Source organism: Ruegeria sp. O11 (assembly GCF_056535285.1).
Genome location: NZ_JBQERS010000004.1, coordinates 95,171 through 119,248, shown reverse-complemented (window position 1 = coordinate 119,248; position 24,078 = coordinate 95,171). Strand labels below are relative to the sequence as shown.

Sequence of the window (24,078 nt, the reverse complement as noted above, 5' to 3'; positions counted from 1 at the left end):
ACAAGAACAATGACAGCAGCATATGAATACGAAACCCACGAATATGACGTGGTTGTTGTTGGTGCCGGCGGCGCGGGTTTGCGCGCGACTTTGGGCATGGCGGAACAGGGTCTGCGCACCGCTTGTGTGACGAAGGTATTCCCGACCCGTTCACACACCGTGGCGGCGCAGGGCGGCATCGCGGCGTCCTTGTCGAATATGGGGCCAGACCATTGGCAGTGGCATATGTATGACACCGTCAAAGGCTCGGATTGGCTGGGCGATACGGATGCGATGGAATATCTCGCGCGCGAGGCTCCAAAGGCCGTCTATGAGCTGGAACATTATGGTGTGCCATTCAGCCGGACCGAAGAAGGCAAGATCTATCAGCGCCCATTTGGTGGCCACACCACCGAATTTGGCGAAGGCCCCGCCGTGCAGCGGACCTGTGCCGCCGCCGACCGGACGGGCCATGCGATTCTGCATACGCTCTATGGTCAGTCGCTGAAGAACAATGCCGAGTTCTACATCGAGTATTTCGCAATCGACTTGATCATGTCCGAAGACGGGCAATGTCAGGGCGTCGTCTGCTGGAAGCTGGATGATGGTACCATGCACGTCTTCAACGCCAAGATGGTGGTGCTGGCGACTGGTGGTTATGGTCGAGCATATTTCAGCGCGACCTCGGCACACACCTGCACTGGCGACGGCGGGGGCATGGTGGCCCGCGCAGGGCTGGCGCTTCAGGATATGGAGTTTGTGCAGTTTCACCCGACCGGTATCTATGGTTCGGGTTGCCTGATCACCGAAGGCGCGCGCGGCGAGGGCGGTTATCTGACCAACTCGGAAGGCGAGCGGTTCATGGAGCGCTATGCGCCCCAGTACAAAGACCTAGCACCGCGCGACTATGTCAGCCGTTCGATGACCATGGAAATCCGCGAAGGGCGCGGCGTTGGTGGCGAAGGGGATCACATCCACCTGAACCTGAGCCACTTGCCCGCTGAAGCTCTGGCGGAACGACTGCCGGGCATTTCGGAATCGGCCAAGATTTTCGCAGGCGTGGACGTCACCAAAGAGCCGATCCCGGTTCTGCCCACCGTGCACTACAACATGGGCGGTATCCCGACGAACTATTGGGGCGAGGTTCTGAACCCAACTGCTGATGATCCGACCGCCGTTGTGCCGGGTCTGATGGCTGTGGGTGAGGCCGGTTGTGCCTCGGTGCACGGCGCAAACCGGTTGGGCTCAAACTCTCTGATAGACCTCGTTGTCTTTGGTCGTGCGGCAGCTATCCGCGCGGGTAAGGTCGTGGATGCAGAGGCTCCGAACCCGGTGCTGAACCAAGTATCGGTCGACAAGGCGTTTGACCGCTTCGATGCGGCGCGTAACGCCAGCGGTGCGATCCCAACTGCTGATTTGCGGCTTGAGATGCAAAAAACCATGCAGGCGGACGCGGCTGTTTTCCGCACCGCGAAGACGATGGCCGAAGGCGTTGAAAGGATGACCGCGATCGCTGCCAAGATGGATGATCTGCAAGTCACCGACCGTTCGCTGGTTTGGAACAGCGACCTGATGGAAACGCTGGAACTGGCGAACCTTATGCCCAACGCTCTGGCTACTATCGTTGGCGCTGAGGCGCGCAAGGAAAGCCGTGGAGCCCACGCACACGAAGACTTTTCAGAGCGTGACGATGAAAACTGGCGCGTTCACACGGTGTCTCGCGTCGACGGAACGCAGGTCGATCTCAGTTATCGCCCAGTGATCGTCGACCCGCTGAGCACCGAGGCCGAAGGCGGCATCAGCCTGAAGAAAATCGCGCCCAAAGCGCGGACGTTCTAAGGAGAGGAACCCATGGTACAATTGACCCTCCCCAAGAATTCCCGGATCACCACCGGCAAGACATGGCCCAAGCCCGATGGCGCGACCAATGTCCGCAAGTTCCATATTTATCGCTGGAACCCGGATGATGGCCAGAACCCGCGTGTCGATACCTATTTCGTCGACATGGACACTTGCGGTCCGATGGTTCTGGATGCGCTGATCAAGATCAAGAACGAGATCGACCCGACACTGACTTTCCGCCGGTCCTGCCGCGAGGGCATCTGTGGCTCCTGCGCGATGAATATCGATGGTATCAACACGCTGGCCTGTATCTATGGCATGGATGAGATCAAGGGCGACGTGAAAATCTATCCACTGCCGCATATGCCGGTAGTTAAGGATCTGATCCCGGATCTCACGCATTTCTATGCCCAGCATGCCTCGATCATGCCGTGGTTGGAAACCAAAACCAACCGTCCTGCGAAGGAATGGAAGCAGTCGATTGAGGATCGCAAAAAGCTGGATGGTCTCTACGAATGTGTGATGTGCGCCAGCTGCTCGACCTCGTGCCCCAGCTACTGGTGGAACGGTGACCGCTATCTCGGCCCTGCAGCGCTGCTACACGCCTATCGCTGGATCATTGACAGCCGCGATGAAGCAACGGGTGAGCGTCTGGATGAGTTGGAAGATCCGTTCAAACTGTATCGCTGCCACACCATCATGAACTGTGCCAAGACCTGCCCCAAGGGTCTGAATCCGGCTAAGGCGATTGCTGAAATCAAGAAGATGATGATCGATCGCGCGGTCTGATCGCGCACCAAACCAAAGCACTTGCCGGTTTGCGGCAAGTGCATGACGCCTCTGCAAAACTATGCGATGCGTTTGCCGCTGAGCGGATTTAAGTTTCGCATAGGGAGGAGTGATAAATCGAATAGAGGTCACTCCAATGAGCAAACAAACCCAAAAATGCGATGCAGCCGAAGCGCTCAGGTTATTGGAACAGGCTTGGGCCTATTATTCGCCCGAACCGGTCGTTCCGAACAAAAACGAAACTCCCGAACTGTTTGAGTACGCAAACGCGGCCTGACCGTCTTACACGGGCTTGAAAACTTTGGTGCAATCGGCAAAGCAGTGACATGCCTATTCTCCTGCTTCTGCTTGCCGCTGGTGTGTTCGCCTATTTCCATTGGCGGTCCCGCACGTCTTCACTGTCGCGAGACTGCAGATGGCGGCAGCACCGAAGCGAGGGCAATTGGCGTTGTGCCTTTTGCGGCGCGGTTTCGCAATCTGATGCCGAACCGAAACAATGCCAGAAAGGGCAATGATAAAAGTTTGGGGTTTCCCGCCTGGATGAACTGAGCCAGTCTCGGCCCATGACAGAATCCCAGACCACTCCCCGACCTCCCGCTGATGCAGATGCCCGCCGCGCGATTGCACCAGTGATTTGCTACCCGAATGAAGGGCTGCCCCAACCTAGTCTTGAGCTTTATCAAAATGCCCGCGCAGGTGCTCAGAAAACAGGTGAGGTTTTGGTTCCACCGCGCGACGCACGATGCTTTGAGGTGCCTGCCGGACATTTCTTTCGGATCACGTCTGTCGAGGGGGCTCAGGTTGGTGATCTCAACATGTGGAGCCTCACTGATCTGTCGGAACGGTTTTACTCTGGCAAGACGCGCGCGCTGCACGGTACGCACCTCACAACGGGTGAGCGAATGTGGTCGAGCTTTCCACATATGCGGCCCATGGCGACCATCATTGCCGATACGCTGGGCTGGTATGGAATCGATGAATTTGGCGGATCGGTCCATGATGTGATCGGAACGCGTTGCGACCCCTACACCGGCAATCTTCTATCCGGAACGCAGTACCATCACTGTTGTCATTCAAACCTTACACGCGCGTTGGCGGATCATTTAGGCATCTCGTTGGCCGAAGCTGAGCCCGCCGTGCATGATGTGTTGAATGTGTTCATGTGCACCGGGTTCACGCGGGACACGGGTCAATACTTCATGAAGGCGTCACCCGTGCGTCCTGGTGATTATCTTGAGTTTTTTGCCGAGATCGACTTGCTTGGAAATCTCAGCGCGTGCCCCGGCGGCGATTGCTCGTCGGAGCACTCATCGGATACAGCGGCGTGTTATCCCTTGCTAGTGGAAACATTCGCCCCAGCTGAAGGTGCCTTGGAAGGATGGAGCAGCCCTGCGTGCAACGGATATGATGGCACGCATGGGCGTTAAGCTCTGGGATTGTTCAACCCTCTGGAAACGCTGCTTGAAGCGCAATCTCAACCATTTCGCCAAAGCTGCTCTCCCGATCCGAGGAGGGCAGGGCTTCGCCGGTCAGCAAGTGGTCTGAAACTGTGAGCACCGCCAACGCCCGGCATTTGTGACGCGCAGCGAGGATATAAAGCTCGGCCGCTTCCATCTCGACCCCTAAAATGCCGTGGCGAACCATTTGTTCGTTCAGGTCTGGACGCTCATCGTAGAAAATATCTGACGAATAGATGCCGCCCACATGGGTCGGTGTACTTTTGGATTGCGCCGCCTGCGCCGCGGCCTGCAGCAATCCCCAATCGGCGCAAGGGGCGAAGTTCATCTCTTTCATGATGCCGCGCGACGGCGTGCTGAGCGTGGTCGAAGTCATCGCCAGAATGACATCACGCACATTCACGCTTTCCTGCATGCCACCACAAGAACCGATCCGGATCAGTGTTTTTGCACCATAGTCGCGGATTAGTTCGTTCACATAGATTGACAGGGAAGGCATCCCCATGCCGCTGCCTTGAATCGTAACACGGTTTCCTTTCCAGGTGCCGGTAAATCCCAGCATGCCGCGTACTTCGTTGACCAGCTTAACATCATCCAGAAATGTCTCAGCCGCCCATTTCGCGCGATAGGGATCGCCGGGCAAAAGAACAGTTTCGGCGATATCCCCTGTTTTGGCTCCAATATGAATTGTCATTTTGGCATTACCTCAACTCAGATCTCGAGGTCTGAAATATCGATGCCTGCATTCAGAGCGTCGTGAACCCATTGCGGTTTACGACCGCGTCCTGTCCAGGTTTGCGTTGGGTCGTTAGGGTTTTGGTACTTTGGCTTTGCCTTAGAGCCTTTCGCCGGTTTTGAACCATCGCCCGACAATTCAGAAAGCGAGAAGCCAAACTCGGCTGCAGCCTCTTGGGCCGCCTTCAACGCCGCTTTTCGCTCTCGCGCTTCAGCGGTTTTGAGCGCCTTTTCGACCTGGTCGCGCAGTTTGAGCAATTCTTTTCGCGACATTTTCTCTAGATCGATTGCCATTTATCTCTCCAATCCGGTTATTCCGCTGCAAAACGCAATGGGAATTCAATTTATCCGAATATCTCTATTCCATCCAATTGGGAATTAGAATTGGGAGTTCATTTTTTTCTACTCAGCCGCGATTTCCTTGGGGTCAACCAAGGTCACAATATCACCCATGATCAAATTCAATTCGAAGTTCTTTGGCGTATAGATTTTGGCCACGCCCATGGAACGCAATTGCTCTGCATCTTCATCGGGAATAATACCGCCTACGATGACAGGTATGTCGCTCAGACCCGCTTCGGTCAGACGCGTCATCACGTCCTTGACCAGCGGCAAGTGGCTGCCCGAAAGAATGGACAGACCAATCACATGTGCATTGGTCTCTTGGACTGCTGACACAATTTCTTCGGGTGTCAGGCGAATACCTTCATAACTGATATCCATTCCACAATCGCGTGCGCGGAAAGCAATCTGTTCAGCTCCGTTCGAGTGGCCGTCCAAGCCGGGCTTGCCGACAAGGAACTTCAAGCGGCGTCCAAGACGGTCGCTGACCGCATCAACGGCGGCGCGCAATTCCTCCAACCCTTCGGTTTTGTTCGAAACTGAACCGGAAACACCTGTCGGCCCACGATAGGTGCCGTATGCTTTACGCATCTCTTCGGCCCATTCACCGGTTGTAACCCCGGCCTTGGCCGCGGCGATTGAAGGTTCCATCACATTAGCACTTGATTGCGCCGCTTCGCGTAAGGCCTGCAGCGCGGCGCTAACCGCAGCGTTATCCCGCACTGTCCGCCAGTCATTGAGCCGCCCGATCTGTTCCTGTTCAACCGCCGGGTCGACAACCATGATGCCGCCATCTTCAGTTTGCAGGGGTGAGGCTTCACCCTCGATCCATTTATTGACCCCAACAACAACGGTCTCGTTGCGTTCAATCCGGTTCAGGCGTTCGGCGTTGGATTCGACGAGGCGGGATTTCATGTATTCGATCGATGCAACAGCGCCACCCATCGACTCGAGGTTGGCCAATTCGGCCCGCGCACCATTCTTGAGTTCTTCGACTTTGGCATCGACTACCGGGTTGCCATCAAACAGATCGCCATACTCCAGCAGGTCGGTTTCATAGGCAAGAATCTGTTGCATCCGCATCGACCATTGCTGATCCCAAGGGCGCGGCAGACCCAGCGCTTCATTCCAGGCGGGCAATTGAACCGCACGGGCGCGGGCGCGTTTTGACAGGGTGACCGCCAGCATTTCGATCAGAATGCGATAGACGTTGTTTTCCGGCTGCTGTTCAGTCAACCCCAGCGAGTTCACCTGAACGCCGTAGCGAAAGCGGCGGAACTTGGGGTCTTCGACACCATAGCGTCGCTGCAGAATCTCATCCCAAAGATCCACAAATGCGCGCATTTTGCACATTTCGGTGACAAACCGGATACCCGCATTCACAAAAAACGAAATCCGTCCGCAGAGTGCGGGGAAGTCTTCCGCTGGAACGCGCGGGCGCAGTTCGTCCAGAACCGCGATGGCGGTGGCCAGCGCATAGGCCAGCTCTTGCTCGGGTGTCGCGCCTGCCTCTTGCAAATGGTAGGAACACACGTTCATCGGGTTCCATTTGGGCACGTTTTCGTAGCAATACTCGGCCACGTCCGCGATCATCTTCAGGGATGGCTTGGGCGGGCATACATAGGTGCCGCGGCTCAGATATTCCTTGATCAGATCGTTCTGTACTGTGCCCTGCAGTTTAGAGACATCAGCACCCTGTTCCTCGGCCACCGCGATATAAAGCGCCAAAAGCCATGGGGCCGTGGCGTTGATCGTCATCGAGGTGTTCATCTGTTCCAGCGGGATTTGATCGAACAGATTCCGCATATCCCCCAGATGGCAGATCGGCACACCGACCTTACCAACCTCTCCACGTGCCAACGTATGGTCGCTGTCATATCCGGTTTGGGTTGGCAGATCGAAAGCCACAGATAGTCCGGTCTGGCCTTTAGCCAGGTTTGCACGATAAAGCGCGTTTGACGCTTTGGCCGTCGAGTGACCGGCATAGGTACGGATGAGCCAGGGGCGGTCTTTCTGCAACTGCGTCATGGGTCGGGCCTCGCGGATCGGTGGGTAACAAAATTACGCTCTATAGGCATAAATCGCAATTTTCGGTATATGTCAATTCGCTGCGTTGCGGCATCGCAAGTTTCTTCAGATTGTGGGTGTTTGCGATTGATGGCACTGTGCCCAAATGATGCAGACTGTGGAAATACCGATTTGGTTGTTTGTGCTGATTGTGCTGTTTGCCACGGTCACCTTTGCCTCGCATTTCTTATTTCCTTCAGTGCGGTGGTTTTTCCGCCGCCGCCTTGAACGTGCTGTTGCGCGGCTGAACAAACGCCTGCAGCGTCCGATCCAGCCGTTCAAACTGGCCGGGCGCCACGATATGATTCAGAGGCTTATCTATGACCCTCAAGTCAGCAAGGCCGTACAGAAGCATGCCAAAGAGGAGGGTGTGCCCGATGCCGTCGCCTCGGAACAGGCCCAACGCTATGCACGAGAGATCGCCCCGTCTTTTTCAACAGTTGCGTATTTCAGCATAGCCATTCGATTTGCGCGAATGCTCAGCAACGCGTTCTACAAGGTCCAGTTGGGGTATGAGGACAAGTCGGCCCTAGACGATATCGATCCCGAAGCGACAGTCGTTTACGTCATGAACCACCGCAGCAATATGGACTATGTGCTTGTTACCTATCTGGCGGCGGATCATTCGACACTTTCCTACGCTGTGGGCGAATGGGCCCGTGTTTGGCCGCTGAGTCGTTTGATACGTGCAATGGGGGCCTACTTCATTCGACGTAAATCGGGCAGCGATTTGTATCGTCAGGTGCTGGCAAGCTATGTGCGTCACGCGACCGAAGCGGGTGTTACACAGGCCATGTTCCCAGAGGGCGGGTTGAGCCTGACAGGTAAACTGGGCCGCCCTAAGCTGGGTTTGCTTAAATACATCATCGATGGCGTGGATCCGAAGGGGCGGGATGTTGTATTCGTACCTGTCGCCCTGAATTACGATCGCGTTTTGGAAGATACAGTCCTGACGGCTGCGGCGCAGGACAGTGAACGCCGGTTTCGTGCACGTATTGGGGTCATCACGCGCTGGACACTAAAGCAAATCTGGCGGCGTCTTGTTGGGCGTTACAAAAAGTTTGGGATTGCATCAGTCCAATATGCAACGCCGATATCCTTAAAGGAATTTCGCGCTTCGCATGAGCGGGATTTGACGACTGATTTGGCGCGCGAGCTCATGCGTAGAATCGGCGCTGCGATACCCTTTGTGCCGGTCCCCGCAGCATGTCGGCTGCTGCAGGACGAAGGGCAGATGTCAGAAGAGGACCTGAAATCTCGATTGCTGGAAATGGGTGGTAAAGCTGTCGCCAACGGCGAAGGTGAGGCAATTGATGATGCGATCAACCAGTTAGTTGAGCGCCGGATATTGCGGCGAGAAAGTGGAGTGCTGCGCCCTTCAGGCGAGCGGGCCGAGTTGCTTGCATATTATGCGGCTGCGTCCGAACCTGTTGATCGCGCAGGGCATGATGCAGTTGCAGAAAATAATTCTGCGACTGCTGGGTCATAAAATTACAAAAATACATCAAAAACGGTTGCAATATTACTCAGGGATCAATATTCCATCTGAGGAAAGCCGCGATTCTGCGGCGCGGCAATAGATAAGAACAAAGGAGGCCAACATGGCTTTGGATGTCGATAGCGGTATCGCGTCGTATGAGGCACCGGAAAAGGACCTCTATGAAATGGGTGAAATCCCTCCAATGGGATTTGTACCCAAGCAAATGTATGCTTGGGCCATCCGGAAAGAGCGTCATGGCGAGCCAGACACGGCAATGCAGCTCGAGGTGGTTGATGTCCCCAAGCTGGACAGCCACGAAGTTCTGGTTCTCGTTATGGCGGCGGGTGTGAACTATAACGGTGTCTGGGCCTCGTTGGGCAAGCCCATCAGCCCGTTTGACGGACACAAAGCCCCTTACCATATTGCGGGCTCGGATGCTTCGGGCATCGTCTGGGCCGTGGGTGAGAAGGTCACACGCTGGAAGGTTGGCGACGAAGTGGTCATTCATTGCAACCAGGATGATGGTGATGATGAGCACTGTAACGGCGGCGATCCGATGTACTCGGACAGCCAGCGCATCTGGGGATATGAGACACCAGATGGGTCGTTCGCGCAGTTTACAAATGTACAGGCACAGCAGCTGATGCCGCGCCCCAAGCACCTGACTTGGGAAGAAAGCGCCTGCTACACTTTGACCCTGGCAACGGCTTATCGGATGCTGTTCGGTCACGAACCGCATGACTTGAAACCTGGCCAGAACGTACTGGTCTGGGGCGCGTCGGGCGGTCTGGGCTCTTACGCAATCCAGCTGATCAATACGGCGGGAGCTAACGCGATCGGCGTGATCTCGGACGAAAGCAAACGTGACTTTGTTATGGGGCTGGGTGCCAAAGGCGTTCTGAACCGCAAGGACTTCAACTGCTGGGGCCAGTTGCCCACGGTCAATACGCCTGAATATGCCGAATGGTTCAAAGAGGCCCGCAAGTTCGGCAAGGCCATCTGGGATATCACCGGCAAAGGTGTGAACGTCGACATGGTGTTCGAGCATCCGGGTGAAAGCACATTCCCGGTATCGACCTTTGTGGTGAAAAAAGGCGGCATGGTCGTGATTTGTGCCGGGACCACTGGCTATAATCTGACCTTCGACGTGCGCTATATGTGGATGCATCAGAAACGTTTGCAGGGCTCGCACTTCGCTCATCTCAAGCAAGCCGCCGCAGCGAATAAGCTGATGGTAGAACGCCGATTGGATCCATGCATGTCCGAGGTGTTTACCTGGAAGGAGCTGCCCGAGGCGCATATGAAGATGATGCGAAATGAACACAAGCCGGGCAATATGTCGGTGTTAGTTCAGGCTCCGTATACGGGTATGCGCACCCTTGAGGAAGTATTAGCCGCCCGCGACTAACGGTCTCAGTTTTTTGAACAGCTTCATCACCCGCAAGGCATAGCTTCGTCCTTGCGGGTGATTTGCGATTCCCGGTTATCAATTTTTTTCAATACGTTAGAGATCTAGCCCTCACTATTTCTGGGGAGTAGAAAGCAGTGAATAGGCCGAAATAGACTGCACATGTTATGGTTGTGTTAACCCTTCGTTAACTATTTCGGAGACACCCTAATGGCGCAGAATGAGTGGATATTGGACGTATTGTCGGATCTCAACGCCTTTGCGGTGGCAAATGGGTTGAGCGCACTTGCCGAGCAGCTTGATGATACAAGGCTAATCGCAGCGGCCGAGATTGCGTCCTCAAAGGATGAGGCTTGCGCGCCCGCGAATGGGAACAAAGTTCGATTTGAGTCAGATCCTCGAGGATTTGGAAAGCACCAGCACGCTTGAAGAGCTTGCGACTATACTCATCCAGCTGCGTGACACGCTGCGCATCGACCATGTAACCTATCACTGGGTCGATGGTGCCGGTGACCAATATGGGTTTACGACATATTCGGATGCCTGGGACAAGCAGTATCGCGATAAAAACTACCACCGGATTGATCCGGTTATCCTGGGTTGTTTTCAGCGCTTCCATGCAGTGGATTGGAAACAACTGAATTGGTCGGGCAAAGCCGTCAGAGCTTTCTTGGAAGACGCGCAGGATCATGGTGTTGGAAATCAGGGATACTCGATCCCATTGCGCGGACCCAGCGGGCAGTTCGCATTGTTCACCGTGAATAACACGTGCGACGATGCGGCCTGGCAGACGTTCAAAGACGCCCATGGTCGCGATCTGATTTTAGTGGCGCATTTTCTTAACCGAAAAGCACTGGAATTTGCCAAAAATCGACAACCGGAAACGACGCGCGGGCTTTCACCTCGCGAGATAGATGCGATGACACTGCTGGCGCTGGGTTACAGTAGGGCGCAAGTGGCACATTCGCTTTCGATCTCGGAGCATACGCTCAGGGCCTATATCGAAAGTGCGCGTTCGAAACTCGGAGCGCAGAACACGACTCATGCAATCGCCACCGCGCTCAGCAGAGGATTAATAGTGGTTTAACCACCGTACGGTGACCTCATTTAAAATTAACCACGTGTTTGTACCCCTTTTGTTCCAGATATGGACGACAAGGGGAATACATCATGTTGCGTTATCTTTATGCTGATGAGCTGCATAAATTTCCGGCATTGGCCGAAGGAATGTTCAGAGATCGCGCCGATCAATTCAAAACTCGGCTTGGTTGGGATGTAAAGCTTAACGAAAGGGGGGAAGAGCGGGATCAATACGATGACCTCAATCCGCTCTATGTGATCTGGGAAGAAGCGGATGGCAGTCACGGAGGGTCGATGCGGATATTGCCGACGACCGGTCCGGTTATGGTGAACGACGTTTTTGGCCATCTCACCGGGGGCAGCCCGATCAGTAGCCCGCTTATTTGGGAGGTCACGCGCTTTTGCCTTTCTCGAACTGCCAGCGCCTATACCGCCGGGGCTATCATGCTAAGTGGGGGCGAGGTTATGGAGGGATTTGGACTAACCCATATCGCTGGCGTTTTTGATGCCCGTATGATCCGGATTTACCGAATGATTGGGTCATCACCCGTGGTTCTGGGATCAGAAGGCAAAGGTCGTGATCAGATTTTGGTAGGCCTATGGCCTTATTCCGCAGAGGATTGCAACCGAGTCGCTGCCCGTGCTGGCATCCCGAGAGAGTTATCGCGCTTGTGGTTCAATACCGCATTTGGGAAGGGGAAGCAGCATCGGTTCGCTCTCTCTGCCTGACAGCGCGGAAATCGTATTCCGCCTCTGGTGGCGCACGGCGCGTCCTTGTAGGGTCGCGCCATGTCTCTACCTCAAGTCACCTTTTCCGATGATCAAGCCACCGCTTTCGACAACATTGCCGAGATGTTGCGCTCGGCCGGAGTTGATCTTGAGGATGACGCTCTGTTGAAACTTCCCGGAAACGGGAAATCGGGTGTCATGGCCGTGGTTGGCAAGGCGGGATCTGGTAAAACCCTTTTGCTGGCGGAACTTTACAAGGCTCTGGCCGAAACTGGAGTCAACCTGATCTCGGGCGATTTTGAAAGCCGCAAGTCCCGCGACAAACGCAGCCTTGCGATCCTTGCTCCGACGAACAAGGCAGCCAGTGTTTTAAGATTGCGTGGAGTGCCTGCAACAACGATCCACCGTATCCTTTATACACCCGTTTATGACCCGGAATATGAGCGGATTGCCGAATGGCTGGCGGGCAATGACGAACGACCCGAGATTGAAGGGTTGACCGACGAAGCGCTGGACCGGGCGGCGGCGTTTTATGCCAATAACAAATCCATTCCAGGCGCTCTGGCCGCTGCTGGTCTGCGTGGATCTGACTTTATTACTGGCTGGAAACGCCGCGATGAACCCCTCGATATTGGCTTTGTGGACGAAGCCTCGATGCTGGATGACCGCCAATTTGAAGATCTGAAAGAAATCTTCCCGACGCTGTTGCTGTTTGGTGATCCGGCGCAGTTGGCACCAGTCAATCAATCGGGTTCGATGGTTTTTGACGGGTTGTCAGAGCCGCGTAAGCAGATCTTGCATCGTGTACATAGGCAGACGGCTGATAACCCAATACTTGATCTAGCCCACGCTCTATCCGATCCCGCCATGGGCTTTGAGGATTTTGAGCGTCTGATTGAGGACACCGCCCACAAGGATGATCGCGTTGTCTGGGGCCAGCGGGTCGAAGTTGATCTGATGTCGCGTAGTCCGGTCCTGGTCTGGCGCAACGCGACCCGCATCCGTTTGATACAGGCGTTCCGCAGCGTGCATGGTGCGCCGGAAACTGAGCTGCTGGAAGGTGAACCGCTGATCTGTGACGGCATTGAATTGCCATTGAAGCACCGCAAGAAACGGCTGGATCTTGAAGCGCGCGGGCTAATCAAAGGGGCACAGGTTATCTACCTTGGCCCTGGTCGCAAACCCGGATTTTCGCGCTTACATGTTATGGGAGCTGAGGACCCGCAGGTCTCGGCTGCATCAATTGTGCAAATCGAAAAGCCTGATGAGGAAGAGCCGTTCATTCCCTTTGCTGCGCGGATGGGGGCGACGTTTCTGCACGGTGCTGCGGTGACAATTCACAAGGCGCAGGGCTCTCAATGGGACACCGTCCAGGTGTTCGCACCGGATATTTTTGCCGCCGCGCGTATGGGACGGACCGAGGCGGGGCAGCCGCTTTGGAAGCGTCTTGCCTATGTGGCTATTACCCGTGCGCAGGAGCGATTGATCTGGGTGGTGCGGAACAGATTGTCAAAGCCAACACATCCCTTAAGGGTAGATGACCTGCGGGCCGTCGCGGCGCCGTCGCTGACATTGGAGTCGGAAGTGACATGAAGACAATCATCGTAACTGGCGCAAGTTCGGGCATTGGTCGCGCGACCGCCGAGTTGTTTCTGGCAGAAGGTTGGACAGTTGGTCTATTGGCCCGCAGCGCCGACACACTTGAAGCAATGGCGCAGGGCAGCGACAAGGCGATCCCGTTGGTTGCTGATGTGACCGACGCAGAAGCGGTCGCTCAAGCGTTCACCAACTTTGTAAAACAAATCGGCCGTCTGGATGTCCTGTTCAACAACGCCGGCATTTTTGCGCCGGGCGGCACGATTGATGAGATCGCGCTTGAGGATTGGTACAACTCGGTCAATGTGAATCTGAACGGGATGTTCCATTGTGCGCGCGCCGCGTTTGCCACGATGCGATCGCAGAAGCCGCAGGGCGGGCGGATCATCAACAATGGATCAATCGCGGCCCATGTACCGCGCCCGAATTCGGTACACTACTCGGCAACAAAACATGCGATCACGGGCCTGACACGCAGCTTGTCGCTGGATGGGCGGGATTTTGGAATCGCCTGTGGGCAGATTGATATCGGCAACGCCCGCACGCCCATGGTGCAAGAGCTGGTCGAGAACGCCATCGCTGATGGTCTTCAGCCCGATCCGACGATGGCTGTTGGCGATGCCGCCCGGTCTGTTTTGCATATGGCTCAGCTACCGCTAGAAGCAAATGTGCAGTTCATGACCGTGATGGCGACAAAGATGCCCTATATCGGCCGCGGCTGAGCCTAGTTTTCGCGCAACAGTCGGAAAGCGGTCGATGCACCCCACCCTGCTGCAATCGCTATCGCCAGCGACATAAGCCCGTACCAGATCGGCTGTTCGCGGGACATGCTGTAGAGGAACCTTTCCAGCCCGACCTTGCGTACATCAATAGATGTTTCGAAAGTTGAGACAACCATACCACCCCGCGTCAGGAAAATACGGGCGGCATAGCTACCTTCTGTAAGGTCTGACGGCATTTCGATCGAAGTTCGGAACAGAGTTTGTTCGTCAACCGCCACAGTGTCTTCACGGATGGAATACAAACCTTCATCCTCTCGGATGCGAATGACGGCTTCGGAAAAGTCCTGAGCGCCCTGAATATTCATATCGGCACCCACCGAGCGGATGGCGCGTTCGATTGAAACCTTGTACCGCAGATCTTCGGTTTGAGTCAGTACTTCACCGAACGGGGCGCTCGTGGCTACGGCATAAAAACTAGGGGCCAGATCAACAACCAGGCTATCGGTGTTTACCCAGATGCCAAATCGCTTTTCCTTGCGCCGAACGGTTACGGGTTCGGATGGACCAGCGACAGCGACAACAACCTCAAGCGGGGGGCCTTCCGGTATGGGGGCTTCGCGTTTTACAGCTCCGAATACCAGAATCTCGGAGCCGTCGAAATTGGCCGTGATTGATACGCGATCCTGGCTTAATCCCAGAACAACTTGTTCTTCGGCGGCAAAAGCGGGCAGGCAAATCAGAGATAGAAGGACAATCAAACGCAACATCTTAGTGTCCTCCATCCGTGCCCAGCGAGTACAGCTCGGAAGGTTGTAGCAACAAATCAAGCGCCAGCTTGCCGCAGACGACAAGCACAAGCGCGGCAAGCAGAACTCGCAGCTGCTCGGCTGGCATCCGAGCCCCGATAACAGTTCCCACCTGGGCTCCGACCACGCCACCGACCAGCAGCAGAACGGCCAGCACGACGTCAACCGTATAGTTGGTCGTGGCATGCAGCATGGTGGTGAAGGCGGTTACGAAGATGATCTGAAACAGGGAAGTTCCTACAACCACCTTGGTTGGCATGCCCAAAAGGTAGATCATCGCAGGCACCATAATAAACCCGCCGCCAACCCCCATAATGGCTGACAAGACACCGACGAACAGACCAACGATCACTGGTGGAATGACCGAGATATACAGACCCGAAGTCCGGAATCGCATCTTGAACGGCATGGCATGAACCCATCCACGCTGGCGCCGCTTCGGAGGAGGTGTACCGCCTTTTCGGGTTTTGCGAATTGCATTCAGGCTTTCGACGAACATCAGGCTGCCGATGATGCCCAGAAAGATAACGTAACAAAGTTTGACCAGCAAATCGACCTGACCAAGACTTTTGAGATAATTAAAGACGACGACGCCCAATGCAGCACCTGCCAACCCGCCAACCAATAGGACTGTCCCCATTCTCAGATCAACGGTTCGGCGTCTGAAATGCGCCAGAACCCCTGAGAATGAAGAGGCAACAATTTGGTTGGCTTCGGTAGCAACCGCCACGGCGGGAGGAATGCCGATAAAGAACAGCAAAGGGGTCATCAGGAAACCGCCCCCAACGCCGAACATCCCCGACAAAATGCCGACCATTCCGCCCAGTCCCAACAACAGGAAGGCGTTTACGGAGACTTCGGCTATGGGCAGGTAAATATGCATGATACCGTCACGTTATTACTGGCGTTACCGGGCTTGGACCGGCCCGTTCTCTTGCGGTCGGGGTGGCTTGCGGGCAGAGCTTGCAACACGGCTAAACTCCTCCGGGTTCTGAGAGAGAAAAATAGTCAGGCGGCGTCAGGAGCAGGTCAAACCCGATTTTTGCAGCAACTGCAATGACCAAAAGAGCCAACAGAATGCGTAATTGCTCGGCCTTCAAACGTGCGCCGATTTGGGTGCCCAATTGTGCGCCCACAACCCCCCCGATCAAAAGAAGAACCGCAAGAAGCACATCGACGCTGTAGTTTGTCGAGGCGTGTATCATCGTCGTGAACCCAGCCACAAATATGATCTGAAACAGGGATGTGCCGATCACGACTTTTGTGGGCATACCAAGGATATAGATCATCGCAGGCACCATGATAAACCCGCCGCCAACTCCCATGATCGCTGACAGGATACCAACGCCGAACCCGACCAGTGCGGGTGGGATCACTGAAATATAAAGGCTCGAAGCACGAAAGCGCATTTTGAAGGGTAACGCGTGGACCCATGTCCGTTGCCGGCGCTTGGCGACCGGGATACTTCCTGACTGCCTTGCGCGACGGATAGCGTTCAAGCTTTCGACAAACATCAAGCTGCCGATCACGCCTAGGAACACGACATAACAAAGCTGCACCGCCAGATCGACCTGGCCAAGATGTTTCAGAAAGTTAAAAACAACCATTCCCAAGGCCGCACCGAGCAGCCCTCCGCCAAGCAGGACGGTGCCCATCTCAAGGTCAACGGTCTTGCGTTTCAGGTGCGCCATCAGCCCAGAGAACGATGAGGCCACAACCTGATTGGCCGATGTGGCCACCGCCACAGCCGGGGGTATGCCGATGAAAAAAAGCATAGGGGTGATCAGGAACCCCCCGCCCACGCCAAACATACCGGACAAAACACCAACCAACCCGCCAATTCCAAGCAGCAGGAAAGGGTTGACCGAAACTTCGGCTATGGGGAGGTATACGTGCATACCCCCTTAGAACGGTTGCGACATACAAAATCAACTCTGTATGCCGCTCTGCAGCAAACAGGACTGAGGAGCAGTCCTGAACTGGCTCTATCAGCGTTCTTTGACGTAGGGTTCACCCCCCGCGCGTGGTGGAATGGCTTTGCCAACAAAACCTGCAAGAATCACCACGGTCAGAATGTAGGGCAGGGCGTCCATCACCTGGACCGGGATTACGACCCCACCCAGATCGATGTTCTGGAACCGCAGCGCAATTGCCTGCAACAACCCGAACAACAGACAGGCCCACATCGCGTGCCAAGGGCGCCACTTTGCGAAGATTAGCGCGGCCAATGCGATGAAACCGCGACCCGCTGTCATTTCTTTTACAAATCCGGCTTGCAAGGCTGTCGCCAGATACGCACCGGCAATACCGCAGAGAATGCCGCAGATGGCCACGGCTGCAAATCGCAGACCAACGACCGAGACCCCGGCTGTGTCAACCGCCGCAGGATTTTCGCCTACCGCACGCAAGCGCAGCCCGAACCGAGTGCGGAACAAGATCCACCAGGTGAGTGGTACGAACAGGAACGCCACATAGACGAGGATTGAATGGCCTGACAGCAGCTCGGAATATATCGGGCCGATGAATGGCACACCTTCCAGCGCTTCTGCGAAGGGGAAGTTGATCGGCTCAAACCGGCCGCCGCCAAACAGAGACGGAGTGCGTCCACCCTGTTGGAACCAGCTTTGCGCGATCAGAACCGTCATACCGGACGCGAGGAAATTGATGGCGACACCCGAGATCAGTTGATTGCCCCGAAACGTGATCGAAGCCAGTCCGTGCAGTGCTGACAAAACCAGAGACGCTCCGATCCCAGCCAGAAGCCCTAACCAGACCGAACCCGTTACTGCGGCGATAGCAGCCGAGAAGAAAGCCGCCATAAGCATCTTGCCTTCAAGCCCAATGTCAAAAATACCAGCGCGTTCGGAATACAAACCCGCCAGACAAGCCAGCAACAGTGGCGTGGCCAGTCGAACTGTAGAATCGAGGACCTGAATGAGGGTAACGAAAAATTCCATCACTCTGCCCCCTTCCGGAAACTCAGGAAGATCTTTTCAAGCGGCATGCGCACCATATTATCGAGCGCGCCGGTAAATAGGATGACCAGCGCCTGAATGACCACGATTAGTTCACGTGGGATCGACGTCCACAACGCCAATTCAGCGCCACCCTGGTACAGAAATCCGAACAGGATCGCGGCAAGGAAAACACCGAACGGATGGGAACGACCCATAAGAGCCACGGCAATCCCAATAAATCCGGCACCCTCGGTCGAATTGAGGACAAGTCGTTCTGCTTCGCCCATGACATTGTTGATAGCCATCATGCCTGCAAGGGCACCCGAGATCAGCATTGCGATGATCGTGATGCGCACGGGTGAGATACCGGCATAGACGGCTCCCGTTTCCGAATGGCCATAGGCGCGGATTTCGTATCCCAGTCGCGTGCGCCAGATCAGGGCCCAAACCACGATGCAGGCAAGTATCGCTACGAAGAACGAAATATTCGCGGGCGCCCCCCGGAATACGATGTTTTCAGCGCTTGAGAACATCGACTGGAATGTTGGCAAGTGTACTGCCTCGGGGAACCGGGCGGTCGCCGGGTCTTGCGACCCCTGCGGGCGCATCACATTGACCAGCATGTAGTTCAGGAAGGCAGCGGCGATGAAATTGAACATGATCGTGGTGATAACGATATGGCTGCCCCGCTTGGCTTGCAGATAGGCCGGGATTGCAGCCCAAGCTGCCCCAAAGATCATCGAAGCTGCGCAGGCAGCCAACAAAGCAATGGTCCAATGCGGCCATGGGACTGATAGACAGACAATGGCAACGCCCAGTCCGCCCAACATGGCCTGCCCCTCACCACCGATATTGAACAGGCGCGCATGAAAGGCGACTGCAACTGCGAGACCGGTGAAGATGAAGTTTGTCGCGTAATAGAGCGTATAACCCCAGCCATAGGTTGAACCCAAGGCCCCTGTGACCATCAGGTTGACCGCCTCGATCGGGTTTTCCCCAATGGCCAGAATAACGATTGCCGAAAGGATTGTGGCCAACAGCAGGCTGATGATTGGGATCAGCACCACATCGGCCCATTTGGGCATTTTTTCCATGGTTCAGGCGGCCTCTCCTGCAACACCGGCCATCAGTAGGCCCAGTTCTTTTTCATCCGTCTCGGCGGGCAGACGCTCGCCCATGATATGTCCGTCAAACATCACGGCGATCCGGTCGGACAGCGAGAAGATCTCTTCCAGTTCGACCGAAACCAGCAGAATCGCCTTACCCTGATCACGCAGGGCAACGATCTGTTTATGAATGAATTCGATGGCACCGATATCCACACCGCGTGTGGGTTGGCCCACCAGCAGCAGGTCCGGGTTCCGCTCAATCTCGCGCGCGACGACGATCTTCTGCTGGTTGCCACCCGAGAAGCTTTTGGCGGTCAGCCAGCCATTGGGCGGGCGTACGTCGAATTTCTCAATCTTGGCTTCGGTGTCGGCGCGCAGTGCGGCATTGTCCATGAACAGCCCGCGCTTATACGCAGGATCGCGGTGATAGCCGAAGGCCACATTCTCCCACGCGTAAAAATCCATGATCAAGCCTTCGCGCTGGCGATCCTCGGGCACATGCGCGATGTGTTGCGCGCGCCGTGCCTGACCGTCCGAGCCGGGGCCGTGCAATGGCAGAGGTTCTCCGTTCAATTTGATTGATCCCTGTCCGGGACGCATCCCGCCCAGAACCTCCAGCAGTTCCGATTGCCCGTTTCCTGCAACGCCAGCAATCCCCACGATTTCACCTGCGCGAACAGTCAGGTCGATGCCTTTCACGCGCTCGACACCTGCCGAATCGGTGACGCTGAGCTTTTCGATCTCCAGAACCGGTTTGCCCGGTTGCGCGGGCACCTTGTCGACCTGGAGCAGAACTTTGCGGCCCACCATAAGTTCGGCCAGTTCCTGTGGGTTGGTCTCAGCGGTTTTGACTGTCGCGGTCATCTCACCGCGGCGCATCACCGAGACGGTATCAGTATTTTCCATGATCTCGCGCAGCTTGTGCGTGATCACGATGATCGTTTTGCCCTCGGACCGCAGCCGGTCAAGTATGCGGAACAATTGATCCGCCTCGGCGGGGGTCAGCACTCCGGTCGGCTCGTCGAGAATTAGAATTTCTGCCTTGCGATAGAGCGCTTTGAGGATCTCAACCCGCTGCTGCATGCCAACGCCAATTTCGTCGATGCGCTTATCGGGGTCCACGAACAGTTCGTATTCTTCTTCAAGCTCTTTCAGCTCTTTGCGGGCTTTCGCCAATGATGGGGCCAGCAGTCCGCCATCCTCGGCACCCAGAACGATGTTTTCCAGTACGGTGAAGTTTTCGACCAGTTTGAAATGCTGGAAAACCATCCCGATGCCTGCTGCAATCGCAGCCTGACTATCGGGGATGTCGGTCTTAGATCCGTTGATCCAGATCTCACCTTTGTCGGCCTTGTAGAAGCCGTAGAGAATGCTCATCAGCGTGGATTTGCCCGCACCGTTTTCTCCGATGATCCCATGGATCGTTCCGGGGGCTACGCTGATGGAAATGTCTTTGTTGGCCTGAACCGGCCCAAAGGCTTTGGAAATCCCTTTGAGCTCAATGGCGGGGACGGTCATGTCTTGTCCTCAATTGCCGAAAGGACCGCGATCAGTATCGCGGCAGAGTGCATTCGGGGCGAAGTTTGACCCTTCGCCCCGTGTGTTATCAGAACTGCAGTGCCGGGCAGCTGTCGTTCTCATAGTAGCTGACAACCGAAACATTGCCGTCGATGATGTCCTGACGAGCTTTGTCAACCGCAGCTTTCATATCGTCGGAAACCAGCGGCGCGTTGTTCTCGTCCATAGCATAGCCAACGCCATCTTCGGACAGGCCCATGACGAATACGCCGGTTTCGACGTCCTCACCCGCTTTCATCGCTTCATAAACGGCGACGTCAACGCGCTTGAGCATCGAAGTCAGAACTTTACCTGGGTGTAGGTGGTTCTGGTTGCTGTCAACGCCGATCGACAGGATGCCTTCGTCTGCGGCGGTCTGCAGAACACCAACGCCAGTGCCGCCAGCTGCGGCGTAAACCACGTCAGCACCTTGGCTGATTTGTGCTTTGGTTAGCTCAGAGCCTTTTACCGGGTCGTTCCACGCTGCCGGAGTTGTACCAGTCATGTTGGCAACAACATTGATGTCGGGGTTCACGGCTTTGGCACCTTGTGCGTATCCGCAACCAAAGTGGCGGATAAGTGGCACGTCCATACCGCCGATGAAGCCGACAGTGCCGGTCTTCGATGCCATCGCTGCCATCATGCCAACTAGGTATGAGCCTTCATGCTCGGCAAAGCCAACCTGACGCAGGTTCGGGGCGTCCAGCCATGTCACGTCAACTACCACAAAGGTTGTGTCAGGGTAGTCAGCTGCAACCGCGGCCAGCGGGTCAGCCATGCCAAAGCCCATGGTGATGATCGGGTTCGAGCCGGCTTCGGCGAAACGACGCAGGGCCTGTTCGCGCTGTGCTTCGGACTGCATCTCAATCTCGCGGTATGTACCGCCCGTTTCTTCGGCCCAGCGAGACGCGCCGTTATGGGCCGCTTCGTTGAATGACTTGTCGAACTTACCGCCCAGATCAAAGATCAGGGCCGGTTCTGCAAGGGCTGCGCCTGCCGTCAGTGCAACCGCAGCGGCTGCGCCCATCAAAGATTTCATAAGGGTCATTTGTTACTCCCGTTGGCTATTATCGGTCCGGGGCTGAATCCCCCGATACCCACTCAGAGCGAGCATACATGTTGTGATGGCGGGAATTGAAGCTGTTTGCAACAGCTTCGGTCAATAGAAATTTGACCATATGGTCTAAAAAAGTGATTAATTGCCGTGAAAACGACATTCCATGACGATTGCGTCGACGTTTGGACCGTTCTCGCGCAGGTAATAGCGCTTGCGTGTGCCGCATGCTTCGTATCCACATGCTTCGTAAAGAGCGATTGCCGCGTCATTGTCCGAGGCAACATCCAGAAACGCCCGCGAAGCCCCAGCCTGATCCGCGTAGGCGTGGAATTCTACCATTATCTTTCGCGCCAATCCCTTCCTTTGGTGATCTGGATGGGTTGCTATCGTCAGTAGTTCCGCTTCGCCGGCAATCACTTGAACCAACGCAAATGATCTTGTGTCCCCAATTGCATGGATGAAGCGATTTGCCAAAAGCTCGGCAAACTCATCTGCAACCCAAGGGCGGCTCTGATGGAACGCGGCGGCATGGATATGAGCCATTTCCTGTGGCGTCATTCGTCAAGCAAGACCGGAGGTACGTCGCGCGAAGGCGCGGCATCTGCAGGGCGAACATATAAAGGTGCGGGTGGAGTGGGCGTCGAGGCCAAACGCCGCGACGCCAATCGAGCAATAGTGCGAACCTGCCGATCAGGCTGATCGCAAAGATATAGTCTGCCCAATGATTCTGCGTCGTGTCGCGCGACCAGTCGCGCTTCTGCTCCATCCGGCATCAAATAAACTTGGTCGCGAGGAGCGGGAATCGCAGGTAAGTGGCCTTTGGGGGCCAACTCGGCCAAGGCATCGAAGCCCGATACACCGACTGCGGGAACGTCCAGACCAAGCGCCAGTCCTCGGGCAGCCGAGACCGAGATTCGAATCCCGGTGAAGTTTCCGGGGCCAACCCCGACACCAATCGCGTCCAGATCTCGCCAGTTGCATTCGTTCTCTTCCAACAACTCTTCCAGTAAAGGCATCAACCTCTCAGCCTGCCCGCGCGACATGGGCTCAACGCAGGACGCAACAATCACACCGTTTTGCAACAAAGCGGCCGCGCAATGCGCGGCCGATGTGTCGAATGCCAGGATGGTTGGATCAGATCGCAACGGGGCGAACCTCGATCACTTCCGGGATGTAATGCCGTAGCAGGTTTTCGATACCCATTTTCAGAGTGATCGTGGAGGATGGACATCCCGCACAGGCCCCTTGCATGTGAAGATAAACAATCCCCTTGTCGAAGCCATGGAATGTTATGTCGCCGCCATCCTGTGCCACGGCAGGCCGCACTCGGCTATCCAATAAGTCTTTGATTTGGTGTACAATTTCAGCGTCTTCACCGGTATGTTCGGCGTGCCCTGCGCCTGCATCAACGTTTGCGCCCATGACGGGCTGACCGGATTGGTAATGCTCCATTACAGCGCCGAGGATGGCGGGTTTGATGTGATCCCATTGGACATCATCGGATTTTGTCACCGTGACAAAATCATTGCCAAAGAACACTCCCGTCACACCCGCGACGCCAAAGATACGAGTGGCGAGCGGAGATTTCTCGGCAGCCTCAGCGTTTGGAAAATCTGCAGTGCCGGCTTCCAGAACCGTCTGACCGGGCAAAAACTTCAGAGTTGCCGGGTTGGGTGTGGATTCAGTTTGGATAAACATGGCGCGGCTCCGTTTAAGGTGTATCTGATATGCGTGTCCGGACGGGGGAAGTCAAGATTTGGAATCGTTCTAAATTGATGCGGCAAAGGAAATCGCGTCATCCAATCGGTCGTCACCCCAGAACAATTCATCTTTGGCGATAAAGCTTGGTGCGCCGAAGATGTGCAGAGCCTTGGCCTGAGCGACCTGTTCGAACAGCGCGGATTTGATCTGGGGGCTACCAATCTGTTCCATCACATCTTGCGAAACGCCTGACATGCCAAGGCATTCCGCCAGAACCGTGAGGTCCGAGATGTCTTGTCCCGCTCCGAATTGTGCAGAATAGACAGCGCGTACAAATGCACCACGTTCATTAGTTGATCCGATTGCCATTGCCAGACGCGCCGCTTGCAGGCTGTTTTGTGGAAAATTTTTGGGCTGCTGAAATGGTAGATCGCGCGCTGCACAAAGCCGTTCCATATCCCGCCACATGTACCGGCCCTTTGCGGGATACAGATTGAACGGCGAGTTGTTCCATCCCTGTTCAGCAAAGATCGGGCCCAGAAGAAATGGGTGCCATTCCACGGCGACTCTCTTTTCTGCGGCCGCCTGTTGGATGCGCATAGCGCTGAGATAGGAATAGGTCGACGCGAAATCGAACCAAAATTGCAATGTTGCTGGCATAATGT

24 protein-coding genes are annotated in these 24,078 nt (G+C 55.5%); 10 read left to right on the top strand and 14 right to left on the bottom strand.

Annotated features, from left to right (window positions below):
- Positions 1-9 precede the first annotated feature (9 nt).
- The 4 genes from sdhA (at position 10) to ACRZ91_RS10575 (ending at position 4,037) form a co-directional block, all read left to right on the top strand.
- Positions 10-1,818, top strand: a complete 1,809-nt coding sequence (gene sdhA / locus ACRZ91_RS10590; RefSeq protein WP_480905064.1) for a succinate dehydrogenase flavoprotein subunit — start codon at positions 10-12, stop codon at positions 1,816-1,818.
- 12 nt (positions 1,819-1,830) lie between these two features.
- Positions 1,831-2,610, top strand: coding sequence for a succinate dehydrogenase iron-sulfur subunit (locus tag ACRZ91_RS10585; RefSeq protein WP_480905061.1), 780 nt, complete (start codon positions 1,831-1,833; stop codon positions 2,608-2,610).
- Positions 2,611-2,746: 136 nt separating this feature from the next.
- Positions 2,747-2,887, top strand: a complete 141-nt coding sequence (locus tag ACRZ91_RS10580; RefSeq protein WP_170771933.1) for a hypothetical protein — start codon at positions 2,747-2,749, stop codon at positions 2,885-2,887.
- Between the two features lie 286 nt (positions 2,888-3,173).
- Complete coding sequence (locus ACRZ91_RS10575) at positions 3,174-4,037, top strand: urea carboxylase-associated family protein (RefSeq protein WP_480905058.1); 864 nt, start codon at positions 3,174-3,176, stop codon at positions 4,035-4,037.
- Positions 4,038-4,050: 13 nt separating this feature from the next.
- Here ACRZ91_RS10575 and deoD read toward each other — a convergent pair whose 3' ends face one another.
- The 3 genes from deoD to ACRZ91_RS10560 form a co-directional block, all read right to left on the bottom strand.
- Positions 4,051-4,761, bottom strand: a complete 711-nt coding sequence (gene deoD / locus ACRZ91_RS10570; protein ID WP_480905055.1) for a purine-nucleoside phosphorylase — start codon at positions 4,759-4,761, stop codon at positions 4,051-4,053.
- Between the two features lie 17 nt (positions 4,762-4,778).
- Entirely contained in the window at positions 4,779-5,096 is a 318-nt protein-coding gene (locus ACRZ91_RS10565; protein ID WP_480905052.1) for an H-NS histone family protein, read from the bottom strand.
- A 108-nt stretch (positions 5,097-5,204) separates the two neighbouring features.
- Complete coding sequence (locus ACRZ91_RS10560) at positions 5,205-7,172, bottom strand: methylmalonyl-CoA mutase family protein (protein ID WP_480905049.1); 1,968 nt, start codon at positions 7,170-7,172, stop codon at positions 5,205-5,207.
- Between the two features lie 145 nt (positions 7,173-7,317).
- Here ACRZ91_RS10560 and ACRZ91_RS10555 point away from each other — a divergent pair, with 145 nt between their 5' ends.
- The 6 genes from ACRZ91_RS10555 to ACRZ91_RS10530 all read left to right on the top strand — a co-directional run bounded on the left by ACRZ91_RS10555 (position 7,318) and on the right by ACRZ91_RS10530 (position 14,226).
- Entirely contained in the window at positions 7,318-8,700 is a 1,383-nt protein-coding gene (locus ACRZ91_RS10555) for a 1-acyl-sn-glycerol-3-phosphate acyltransferase (protein ID WP_480905046.1), read from the top strand.
- Between the two features lie 112 nt (positions 8,701-8,812).
- A complete protein-coding gene (ccrA, locus tag ACRZ91_RS10550; protein WP_170474288.1) occupies positions 8,813-10,099 on the top strand; it encodes a crotonyl-CoA carboxylase/reductase in 1,287 nt (428 codons plus the stop codon).
- 367 nt (positions 10,100-10,466) lie between these two features.
- Positions 10,467-11,186 carry a helix-turn-helix transcriptional regulator gene (locus ACRZ91_RS10545; RefSeq protein WP_170544573.1) on the top strand — a complete coding sequence of 240 codons (720 nt, stop codon included), beginning with the start codon at positions 10,467-10,469 and terminating at the stop codon, positions 11,184-11,186.
- A gap of 83 nt (positions 11,187-11,269) precedes the next feature.
- Positions 11,270-11,908 carry an acyl-homoserine-lactone synthase gene (locus ACRZ91_RS10540; RefSeq protein WP_480905042.1) on the top strand — a complete coding sequence of 213 codons (639 nt, stop codon included), beginning with the start codon at positions 11,270-11,272 and terminating at the stop codon, positions 11,906-11,908.
- Between the two features lie 60 nt (positions 11,909-11,968).
- Positions 11,969-13,501 carry an ATP-dependent DNA helicase gene (locus tag ACRZ91_RS10535; protein ID WP_480905039.1) on the top strand — a complete coding sequence of 511 codons (1,533 nt, stop codon included), beginning with the start codon at positions 11,969-11,971 and terminating at the stop codon, positions 13,499-13,501.
- Positions 13,498-14,226, top strand: a complete 729-nt coding sequence (locus tag ACRZ91_RS10530) for an SDR family oxidoreductase (protein ID WP_480905036.1) — start codon at positions 13,498-13,500, stop codon at positions 14,224-14,226. The genes ACRZ91_RS10535 and ACRZ91_RS10530 overlap by 4 nt, the downstream gene beginning before the upstream one ends.
- Positions 14,227-14,228: 2 nt before the next feature.
- Here the strand turns inward: ACRZ91_RS10530 and ACRZ91_RS10525 are convergent, their stop codons facing one another.
- The 11 genes from ACRZ91_RS10525 to ACRZ91_RS10475 all read right to left on the bottom strand — a co-directional run bounded on the left by ACRZ91_RS10525 (position 14,229) and on the right by ACRZ91_RS10475 (position 24,073).
- The gene (locus ACRZ91_RS10525) at positions 14,229-14,993 is read right to left on the bottom strand and encodes a TIGR02186 family protein (protein WP_170544560.1); all 765 of its coding nucleotides are present in this window, start codon (positions 14,991-14,993) and stop codon (positions 14,229-14,231) included.
- A 1-nt stretch (position 14,994) separates the two neighbouring features.
- Positions 14,995-15,915 carry a sulfite exporter TauE/SafE family protein gene (locus ACRZ91_RS10520; RefSeq protein ID WP_010442851.1) on the bottom strand — a complete coding sequence of 307 codons (921 nt, stop codon included), beginning with the start codon at positions 15,913-15,915 and terminating at the stop codon, positions 14,995-14,997.
- Positions 15,916-16,006: 91 nt separating this feature from the next.
- Positions 16,007-16,930, bottom strand: coding sequence for a sulfite exporter TauE/SafE family protein (locus ACRZ91_RS10515; protein ID WP_480716591.1), 924 nt, complete (start codon positions 16,928-16,930; stop codon positions 16,007-16,009).
- 90 nt (positions 16,931-17,020) lie between these two features.
- Entirely contained in the window at positions 17,021-17,989 is a 969-nt protein-coding gene (locus ACRZ91_RS10510) for an ABC transporter permease (protein ID WP_010442853.1), read from the bottom strand.
- Positions 17,989-19,083 (bottom strand): ABC transporter permease, encoded by a 1,095-nt coding sequence (locus ACRZ91_RS10505; protein WP_170544552.1) that lies wholly within the window; start codon positions 19,081-19,083, stop codon positions 17,989-17,991. Before ACRZ91_RS10505 ends, ACRZ91_RS10510 begins: the two co-directional genes overlap by 1 nt.
- A gap of 3 nt (positions 19,084-19,086) precedes the next feature.
- On the bottom strand, positions 19,087-20,616 hold the full coding sequence (locus ACRZ91_RS10500) for an ABC transporter ATP-binding protein (RefSeq protein WP_170474311.1): 1,530 nt from the start codon (positions 20,614-20,616) through the stop codon (positions 19,087-19,089).
- Positions 20,617-20,704: 88 nt separating this feature from the next.
- The gene (locus tag ACRZ91_RS10495; RefSeq protein ID WP_010442856.1) at positions 20,705-21,703 is read right to left on the bottom strand and encodes a BMP family lipoprotein; all 999 of its coding nucleotides are present in this window, start codon (positions 21,701-21,703) and stop codon (positions 20,705-20,707) included.
- Positions 21,704-21,850: 147 nt separating this feature from the next.
- A complete protein-coding gene (locus tag ACRZ91_RS10490; protein ID WP_480905029.1) occupies positions 21,851-22,255 on the bottom strand; it encodes a GNAT family N-acetyltransferase in 405 nt (134 codons plus the stop codon).
- An 11-nt stretch (positions 22,256-22,266) separates the two neighbouring features.
- Positions 22,267-22,857 carry a tRNA (adenosine(37)-N6)-threonylcarbamoyltransferase complex dimerization subunit type 1 TsaB gene (gene tsaB, locus ACRZ91_RS10485; RefSeq protein ID WP_480716588.1) on the bottom strand — a complete coding sequence of 197 codons (591 nt, stop codon included), beginning with the start codon at positions 22,855-22,857 and terminating at the stop codon, positions 22,267-22,269.
- On the bottom strand, positions 22,847-23,410 hold the full coding sequence (locus ACRZ91_RS10480; protein ID WP_170474317.1) for a NifU family protein: 564 nt from the start codon (positions 23,408-23,410) through the stop codon (positions 22,847-22,849). Before ACRZ91_RS10480 ends, tsaB begins: the two co-directional genes overlap by 11 nt.
- A gap of 69 nt (positions 23,411-23,479) precedes the next feature.
- Positions 23,480-24,073: a DsbA family protein gene (locus ACRZ91_RS10475; RefSeq protein WP_480905025.1), complete on the bottom strand. Its 594-nt coding sequence runs from the start codon at positions 24,071-24,073 to the stop codon at positions 23,480-23,482.
- Positions 24,074-24,078 lie beyond the last annotated feature (5 nt).